This window comes from Sandarakinorhabdus oryzae (genome assembly GCF_009733735.1).
Lineage (GTDB): Bacteria > Pseudomonadota > Alphaproteobacteria > Sphingomonadales > Sphingomonadaceae > Sandarakinorhabdus > Sandarakinorhabdus oryzae.
Window position 1 is genome coordinate 1 of record NZ_WNJP01000290.1, and the last position, 1976, is coordinate 1976.

Consider the following 1976-nt stretch of genomic DNA (forward strand, 5'->3'; position numbering starts at 1 on the left):
CCCGGCCGGAACGCGGCAAAAACCGCCAGCGCCGCCACCAGCGCCAGCCGCGCGCGCCACGGCAACTCCGCCCCGGCCAGCCGCGGCAGCAGCAGCATCATCGCCAGCGGACGCACTGCCGCAAGCGTGAAGCGCGTCATCCATTCGAGGCCGTCAAAGGCGGGGATGGCGATCATCAATGGATCGCCCCCACCATGTCGATCAGCCCGCGCTCCAGATAGTCGGCGAGGCCAAGCAGCAGGCGTTCGCCGGCGATGGCCGTCACCAGCACAAGCGCCGCCAGCTTGGGCAGGAAGGAAATGCTGCTTTCCTGCACCGAAAAGATCGTCTGGATGAGGCCGACGACCACGGCGACCACCAGCAGCGGCACCAGGAAGGTCGCCGCGCTGCCGGCAAACAGCAGCACCGCCTCACGCGCCAGATCGCCCAGCATCGCGTCGTCAGGCGCCGGAGCCAGCGTCATGAACCGAAACTCCTGGCGAGCGCGCCCAGCACCAGCGTCCAGCCATCGACGATGACGAACAGCGCGATCTTGACCGGCAGCGACACCGTGGCCGGCGAGACCATCATCATGCCCATCGCCATCAGGATCGAAGCGACGATCAGATCGATGACCAGGAAGGGCAGATAGATCACCAGCCCGATTTCCAGCGCGGTCTTCAACTCGCTCGCCACGAACGCCGGCATGACGACGGGCAGCGGCACATCGGCCGGCCTAGCATAGGGCCCGCCGCCGGCAATCTCGGCAAAACGGGTGAGGTCCTTGGCGCGGGTCTGGGTCAGCATGAACGCCTTCAGCTCCGCGCCGGTGCGCGCCAGTGCAGTTTCGGCCGGCAGGCTGCCCGCCACCATCGGTTTCCAGGCGCTGTCGTAAATCCGGTCGAGCTGCGGCTTCATCACGAAGACGGTGAGCAGCAGCGCGGTGCCGACCAGCAGCTGGTTGGGCGGGCTCTGCCCCAAGCCCAGCGCCTGGCGCAGGATTGCAAGCACGATGGCGATGCGGGTGAAGGCCGTCATCATCAGCAGCGCCGCCGGCAGCAGCGTCAGCGCCGTCATCAGCAGCAATATCTGCAACGACGTCGCCAGCGGCGGCAGGTTCAGCACCGCGTTCATTCGGCCGGCACGTCTGCAAGGATGGCCAGCCCGGCCCGCGACTGGCCGACCAGCAGGCGCCGGCCAGCGAATTCGACCACGACCAGCCGGCTGCCGGGGCCCAAGGGGAGCGTCTGCACCACCAGGGCGTGGCGGGCCGGCAGGCTCCAGCCCGGGGCGCGGCTGCGAAGGGCGTCGACGAGCGCGCCCAATGTGATTCCCCCACCCGTCGCCCCGGACTTGATCCGGGGCCCCGCTGTTTCTCCGCTGGCCAAGCGGGGCCCCGGATCAAGTCCGGGGCGACGACCGAGGAGATTGAGTCCCCTCACAGGCCGTTCCCCGGCAACACCTCGGTCAGGCGCACGCCAAACTTGTCGCCGACGCTCACGATCTCGCCGCGCGCCACCAGCCGTTCCGAAATCAGCACGTCCACGGGCTGGTCCACCCGCCGGTCAAGCACATGCACCTGGCCCGGCGCCATGTTCAGCACATCGGCCAGTTTCAGGCGGATGCCGCCCACCTCGATGGCCAGCCGCACGCTGATGGCGCCGAACGCGCCCAATCGGGCGACATCAGACGGGGCGTCGGTGGGCTGGCCCTGCATGGTGCCGGGGTCGATGGTCATGCGCGGTCTCCAATGGGCTTGAGGGCAAGGGTGGTGATGCTGGCCTGCTGGCGGCCGTCGGGCAGCGGGGCGAGGCTGGCAACCGCGACTTGGGTGTCGCCGAGCAGCACCGGCATGTCCGGGCAGGCGTTGAACGCGATGACGAGGCCGGGCTGCAGCGGCAGCAGGCGGGCGAGCGGCACGGCCTCCTCTGCCAGCCGCACCGCCAGTCGCGCCGGCAGATCGAACAGGCCGGCGCCCAGCGGCAGAGGAGGCCGTG

5 protein-coding genes are annotated in these 1976 nt (G+C 69.4%); all 5 read right to left on the reverse strand.

Annotated features, from left to right (window positions below; translation table 11 throughout):
• Window positions 1–175: 175 nt before the first annotated feature.
• Window positions 176–463 carry a flagellar biosynthetic protein FliQ gene (locus GJ693_RS15710; RefSeq protein WP_156257176.1) on the reverse strand — a complete coding sequence of 96 codons (288 nt, stop codon included), beginning with the start codon at window positions 461–463 and terminating at the stop codon, window positions 176–178.
• Window positions 460–1113: a flagellar type III secretion system pore protein FliP gene (gene fliP / locus GJ693_RS15715; protein WP_156257177.1), complete on the reverse strand. Its 654-nt coding sequence runs from the start codon at window positions 1111–1113 to the stop codon at window positions 460–462. The genes GJ693_RS15710 and fliP overlap by 4 nt, the downstream gene beginning before the upstream one ends.
• Window positions 1110–1304 (reverse strand): flagellar biosynthetic protein FliO, encoded by a 195-nt coding sequence (locus GJ693_RS15720; protein ID WP_235902989.1) that lies wholly within the window; start codon window positions 1302–1304, stop codon window positions 1110–1112. The genes fliP and GJ693_RS15720 overlap by 4 nt, the downstream gene beginning before the upstream one ends.
• A 113-nt stretch (window positions 1305–1417) precedes the next feature.
• Window positions 1418–1717 (reverse strand): FliM/FliN family flagellar motor switch protein, encoded by a 300-nt coding sequence (locus GJ693_RS15725; RefSeq protein ID WP_156257179.1) that lies wholly within the window; start codon window positions 1715–1717, stop codon window positions 1418–1420.
• Window positions 1714–1976 (reverse strand): hypothetical protein (locus tag GJ693_RS17170; protein WP_408014603.1); only part of this gene is annotated, 263 nt, incomplete at its 5' end. The genes GJ693_RS17170 and GJ693_RS15725, both read right to left, overlap by 4 nt.